Genomic DNA, 6,148 nt, shown 5'->3' with positions numbered 1-6,148 from the left:
AACTCGACGTCATGTTCACGGCCTTTATCTATATCGCCCTGATTTTCGATGCAATTAGTGTTAACACGCCCTAGTTGCTTAAATACCATTAACGGTCATTGCACCCTGGCCCATACCCAAAAACTATTTCTTACGCATGTAAACAGTGATGGGCACTCCGGTAAAGTCGAAATGTTCCCTTAGTTTGTTTTCCAAAAAGCGTTTGTAGGGATCCCGAACATACTGTGGCAGGTTACAGAAAAATGCAAATTGCGGGTGGGGTGTCGGCAACTGGGTAATGTATTTGATCTTGACATACTTGTCCTTATAGGCCGGTGGAGGGGTATGTTCTATAATCGGCAAGAGTACCTCGTTGAGTTCGCTGGTCTTGATTTTTTTTGAACGGTTTTGGTAGACCGCTACGGCTTGTTCTATAGCCTTATAAATCCGCTGTTTGTTCAATACCGATATAAAAATAATCGGCACATCTACAAAGGGCTCGATTGCCTGTTTGATGCGAATGGTATATTCCTTCATGGTATTGGTCTCTTTGTCCTGGACCAAATCCCATTTGTTTACGAGAATCACAATACCTTTATTGTTACGCTGTGCCAACCAAAAGATATTGGACACCTGACCATCAAAACCTCGGGTAGCATCAAAAACCAACAGGCACACATCGCTATGCTCTATGGCCCGCACGGACCGCATTACCGAATAGAACTCTAAATCTTCCTTTACCTTGGCCTTTCTTCGAATTCCCGCGGTATCGACCAAGTTAAATTCAAAACCAAAGCGATTGTATTTGGTGTCGATACTATCCCTGGTGGTACCGGCAATATCAGTAACGATGTACCGATCTTCCCCTATGAGGGCATTGATGAACGATGATTTTCCGGCATTGGGCCTTCCCACAACGGCAAAACGTGGCAACTCGCTTTCTTCATCAACCGTATCGGGAAGTACTTCCACTAGGGCGTCCAACAGTTCGCCGGTACCACTGCCGTTAATACTTGAAATGGTATGGTAATCGCCCAAGCCCAGTGCATAGAATTCCACCGCATCGGCAGCACGCTTGGCATTATCCACTTTGTTCACGATCAAAAAAATAGGTTTTTTTACCCGTCGCAACAGTTTGGCAACATCTTCGTCCATTCCGGTAACGCCGGATTCCACATCGACCATAAATAGAATGGCATCGGCTTCCCCAATGGCCAACCCTACCTGTTTGTCGATCTCCTTTTCAAAAATATCATCGCTTCCTACCACATATCCTCCGGTATCGATAATGGAAAACTCCTTTCCGTTCCAATCACTTTTTCCATAGTGGCGGTCGCGGGTAACACCGCTAACCGCATCCACAATCGCTTCCCTACGTTGGATCAAACGGTTAAAAAAAGTAGACTTCCCTACGTTCGGCCTTCCCACTATTGCTACAATCGCGCCCATCTCATTAATTTTTTGCAAAAGTACCATTTATTTCCACAGAAGCGGGGGATGATTTGGGAGTTCGTGCCGAGTAGTTAGTAATAAGTACAAAGTAATTAGTGGTTGGTACAGGTTGGGGGTTTTGGATTTTGGATTTTGGTCACTGGGCTTTTGCACATGGTTTCCCCTTTAATTTGCACTTGACACTTGAGCTTGTCTTTCATCTTTTCTCTTTCAGCGCAGCGGTCTTTTTTCAATGGACAATGAACAATTAGCAATTAACAGTTCGCAGTGGCAGTTGGTAGTTGGTAGTTGGTAGTAATTTAGTAATGATTAAAAAGTACGTAGTGGCAAAGTTTGAGTTTGAGTTTGAGTTTGAGCTTGACACTTGAACTTGTCTTTCATCTTTTCTCTTTCAGCGCAGCGGTCTTTTTTCAATTGGCGAATTTATAGTCAGTACAAAGTATTTAGTAAAAAGTGATTTTGAGTTTGAACTTGACATTTGAACTTGAACCTTCCCCAAGGTCCTCGACAAGCTCGGACTGACAAAACGCTTGTCATTTGGCCCTATAGCCAAAAAAAATTCAGCTGTCACGCTGAGCCTGTCGAAGCGCTTACGATAGCAGTACTGACGAAGCTCGACCGGATAACCCATTTTTTCAATCGTCCTTAAACTATTGAGTTTGAACTTGACACTTAAGCTTGTCTTTCATCTTTTCTCTTTCAGCAAAGCGGTCTTCTTTCAATGGACAATGAACAATTAGCAATTAACAGTTCGCAGTGGCAGTTGGGAGTAATTTAGTAATGAGTAAAAAGTATGTAGTGGCAAAGTTTGAGTTTGAGTTTGAATTTGAATTTGAATTTGAGCTTGAACTTGACACTTGAACTTGCTCTTGTCTTTTGTCCTTGTTCTTTCAGCGCAGCGGTCTTTCATCCTTTAGCGTAGCGGTCCTTTGTCCCTTTCAACAGTCTCGACTGCGATTGGCAGGAGTTTGACTACAAACATCTTTGTATTTGATTTTTGTGTTTGAATTTGAGTTTGATTTTGGCGCTTGAATTTGAATTTGCGTTTGACCCCTGAACCCGAAAGGGCTTACCGACCGTTCGTCGAATGGTAGGAATTTTTTACAATACGCGCCCGTTTCACCCGTTAGCATCATCACGTTTACCCGTAATAATCGATCAGCCAATCAGTATGTATTCATCGTAAACCTTTAAAACCTATACAAATGCCAGTAATATCGGATAAAGAGCTTAGCACCTATAAAGAGGGCCTACTAGAAGTGGAAAGATTGACCAAAAACCTTAATCTGCGCAAGATACAGAGCGAAGAGGAATTGGAAGAGGTATCCGGAAAGTCGAAGAAATATAAGAAAATGGCCATTGGCCTTGGAATTTTAGCACTTTTGGGCATCGGAAGTGCCGCTTATTTTGGATATACGGCAAAGAAGGATGTGATTTCACTGGCCGAACATCAACAAACGGTGCAGGCGTTGGAAGACAATATGGCGGCGCTCCAAAATGAAGATTATGGGGACCTGGCCATGAACACCATTGCCGACCAAGAGGTTTTTGCCGTACAGGTGGGCGCCTTTGAGGAAAAAGACCTTTCCCTTTACTCCGAAAGTTTCGTAAACTTTAAAGAGATACGGGACGAACAGTATAACAAATACGCCTTGGGCAACTTTGAATCGTTGGAAGAGGCCAGGCAGTTCAGACAGGAACTCGTTAGCTTGGGACTTACGGATGCCTTTATCGGAGTTTATGTGAACGGGGAACGCATCCGTATCGAAAAAACGTTTTAAGCTCCGGAAACCTTAAACCGCAAAGGCAAAATGGTAATAAAGTCGTTCTGAAAATTCGGAACGGCTTAGCTGTTGTACCCAAAACGTTTTAGCTGTCTTGAATTGCTACGCCAATTTTTATTGACCTTTACGTAGAGTTCGATATGTACTTGCTTACCAAAGAATTTCTCCAGGTCCTTTCGCGATTCGACCCCTACCCTTTTTAAAGCGCTTCCTTTGTGACCGATAATGATTCCTTTTTGGGAATCGCGCTCTACCATGATAACGGCACGCATGCGTATGATATCATCATCTTCCAAAAACTCCTCGGTCTCTATTTCCACCGCATACGGAATTTCCTTTTTGTAGTGCATCAATATTTTCTCTCGAATCGTCTCGTTTACAAAAAAGCGTTCGGGCTTATCCGTCAGTTGGTCTTTTGGATAGTAGGCGGGTGCCTCAGGCAATAGTTCCACAATGCGCTCAAAAACATTTTTGACGTTAAAATTCGACAATGCCGATATCGGATGCAATTCTACGGTAGGCAATACTTCTTGCCAATACTGTACTTGCTCCTCCAATAATTCTTGCGTAGCCGTATCCACCTTGTTCAACAACAGCAGTACGGGAATCTTACTTTTTTTTATCTTTTCAAAAAAGGCCTCGTCCTTTAGGCCCTTCTCTCCTATTTCCACCATATAGACCAGCACATCGGCATCCTCAAAGGCCGATTTTACAAAGTTCATCATGGAGGACTGCAACTCATAGGCCGGTTTAATGATACCCGGGGTATCGGATAGTATCACTTGAAAATCGTCCCCGTTTACGATACCCAATATCCGATGGCGCGTCGTTTGGGCCTTAGAGGTGATTATCGATAACTTTTCGCCCACAAAGGCGTTCATTAGGGTAGACTTTCCCACATTGGGATTCCCGATAATATTTACAAAGCCCGCTTTGTGTTTCCTTTCCATAGGGCAAAGGTAGTACTATGCCCTTAGCTATAAAAGCCGATCAGCCATTGGTTTTTAGCTTGGCAAAGTATTCCTTGGCGGCACGGTTCACTTTGGGCGCCAACAACAATACGGCGATCATGTTCGGAATCACCATGAGCGCATAGGAAAGATCGATCAGGTTTTTGACCAACTCCAAGGAGGCGATTGCCGCAAAAACGATCATCAACACAAAATAAATATTGTAGAGTTTACCAATTTTGGCATTGGTCAAAAAAGAAAGGCTTTTTACCCCATAATAGGAATAGGTGAACAGGGTAGACATGGCAAACGCGGTGACAATGATCATTAGGAGATCATCGCCAAAGCCGAACAAGGTTTTTTCAAATGCGCTCAAGGTCATTACGATACCACTGGAATCTTCCAGATAGGCACCGCTCAATATGATGACAATAGCAGTAAAGGTACATACCAATATGGTATCGATAAAAGGGCCCAAACTGGCTACCAGGCCTTCTTTGATGGGGTTGTCCGTTTTTGACTGCCCGTGATACATGGGTGCGGAACCCAAACCGGCCTCATTGGAGAACATCGCGCGTTTAACGCCGATGATGATCATGCCCCAGAAACCGCCGGTAACGATGGTATTAAAATTCCAAGCTTCGGTAATCATCAATTTCAAGGAAGGTATAATTTCGGAAGCATTCATCACCATGACAACGACCACAGCAATTAAGTACACGGCCACCATAAAAGGAACAATTGCAGAGGCAACCTTAGCGATTTTGGCAAGTCCGCCAAAAATAACGAACGAGGTGACAATGGCCAATACGATACCGATCGAGAATTTCCAATAGAACGTAGGGTCTTCGGCCGTACCGCCAAGTGCTACCAGGTTTTGTTCGGGATCGATCACCGTCATAAAAGTATCTGTAAACTGATTGGCGGTAAACACGCCCAAAAAACCAAAAAGCCCGCAAATAGCAAAAAAAACGGCCAGAGGGCGCCACTTTTCCCCAAGACCCTTGGTAATATAATACATGGGACCTCCTTGCAATTTTCCATCGGAATCGGTACCCCTGAACATGATGGAAAGACTACAGCTGTAAAACTTGATGCACATTCCGATCAGGGCCGTGACCCATATCCAAAAGACCACTCCGGGACCACCGTCGTGAATGGCGATCGCCACGCCCGAGATATTCCCCAAACCTACAGTAGCGGCTACCGCCGCGGACAACGCCTGAAAAGAACTTACCTCACCTTTTGCGTTCTTATCATCGTATTTACCTGCGGTAATGGCAATCGCATGCCCAAAAAAGCGATAGGGCAAAAATTTGGAATAAAAAACCAGGAGCAGACCACCCCCTATCAGTAAAATGAACATAGGCCAATTGGCATAGGAATTGGCACTCTGTAAAAAGCTATTGATGGTTTCCATAGGTGGGCGTATGTGTCGAAGGTATGCATTTTCAAGATTCCACAAAGGCATCTTATATGAAAAATAGTAGGATATAAGTTTTATAAACTTAAAATTAGGTTGTATCTTTGCAGTCCATATCGCGGGATAGCGAAGTATCCTTCGACTTCGCTCAAGACAGGGTACCTATCTACCGGAGTAGTAAAATGAAATAAAGTGCTTTTAATGCACATGGAAAATATATCGCGGGATAGAGCAGTAGGTAGCTCGTCGGGCTCATAACCCGAAGGTCACTGGTTCGAGTCCAGTTCCCGCTACTAGAAAACCCTTTGAGAAATCAGAGGGTTTTTTTGTGCTTTACGGTAACTGCTTCCCCCGAGCCATCGGGGCAGTTCCCGCTACTAGCAAAGACAGGGCTTCCGAGAAATCGGAGGCCCTTTTTGATTCAACGGGTACAACATAGGTACAACATTCAGTGATTTTAGGTACGACATTCTTAATTTGATGTATTTAACGTGAGTTCGATATAACTATATGTTCAAATACAGTTGTTTGGTATCCACGAAGTTATTTTTCAGGGAGGG

The 6,148-nt window shown here is 43.8% G+C and carries 4 protein-coding genes and 1 tRNA gene; 2 read left to right on the top strand and 3 right to left on the bottom strand.

Translation table 11 applies throughout. The features are described from left to right. Positions 1-123 precede the first annotated feature (123 nt). Complete coding sequence (der, locus tag ACRD7P_RS20765) at positions 124-1,428, bottom strand: ribosome biogenesis GTPase Der (protein ID WP_430909716.1); 1,305 nt, start codon at positions 1,426-1,428, stop codon at positions 124-126. Between the two features lie 1,208 nt (positions 1,429-2,636). Here der and ACRD7P_RS20760 point away from each other — a divergent pair. Beyond that, on the top strand, positions 2,637-3,212 hold the full coding sequence (locus ACRD7P_RS20760; RefSeq protein WP_430909715.1) for an SPOR domain-containing protein: 576 nt from the start codon (positions 2,637-2,639) through the stop codon (positions 3,210-3,212). Between the two features lie 65 nt (positions 3,213-3,277). On the opposite strand, the gene era is transcribed toward ACRD7P_RS20760, so the two are convergent. Both era and ACRD7P_RS20750 read right to left on the bottom strand, forming a co-directional pair. After that, positions 3,278-4,165 carry a GTPase Era gene (gene era, locus ACRD7P_RS20755; RefSeq protein ID WP_430909714.1) on the bottom strand — a complete coding sequence of 296 codons (888 nt, stop codon included), beginning with the start codon at positions 4,163-4,165 and terminating at the stop codon, positions 3,278-3,280. Between the two features lie 40 nt (positions 4,166-4,205). After that, on the bottom strand, positions 4,206-5,585 hold the full coding sequence (locus ACRD7P_RS20750) for an alanine/glycine:cation symporter family protein (protein WP_430909713.1): 1,380 nt from the start codon (positions 5,583-5,585) through the stop codon (positions 4,206-4,208). A 223-nt stretch (positions 5,586-5,808) separates the two neighbouring features. Here ACRD7P_RS20750 and ACRD7P_RS20745 point away from each other — a divergent pair. After that, positions 5,809-5,881 (top strand) — tRNA-Met (locus tag ACRD7P_RS20745). The last annotated feature ends 267 nt before the right edge of the window (positions 5,882-6,148 follow it).

Origin of the sequence: Maribacter sp. 2-571 (assembly GCF_050589625.1) — a bacterium.
In the GTDB taxonomy this organism is placed as follows: Bacteria; Bacteroidota; Bacteroidia; order Flavobacteriales; family Flavobacteriaceae; genus Pelagihabitans.
Note: the sequence above shows the minus strand (reverse complement) of the source record. Positions and strands in the feature narration are given on the sequence as shown.

Excerpts from the sequence above, each read along its gene's own strand:
- era (WP_430909714.1), bottom strand. The coding sequence starts at position 4,165 with ATGGAAAGGAAACACAAAGCGGGCTTTGTAAATATTATCGGGAATCCC.
- ACRD7P_RS20750 (WP_430909713.1), bottom strand. The coding sequence starts at position 5,585 with ATGGAAACCATCAATAGCTTTTTACAGAGTGCCAATTCCTATGCCAAT.
- der (WP_430909716.1), bottom strand. The coding sequence starts at position 1,428 with ATGGGCGCGATTGTAGCAATAGTGGGAAGGCCGAACGTAGGGAAGTCT.
- ACRD7P_RS20760 (WP_430909715.1), top strand. The coding sequence starts at position 2,637 with ATGCCAGTAATATCGGATAAAGAGCTTAGCACCTATAAAGAGGGCCTA.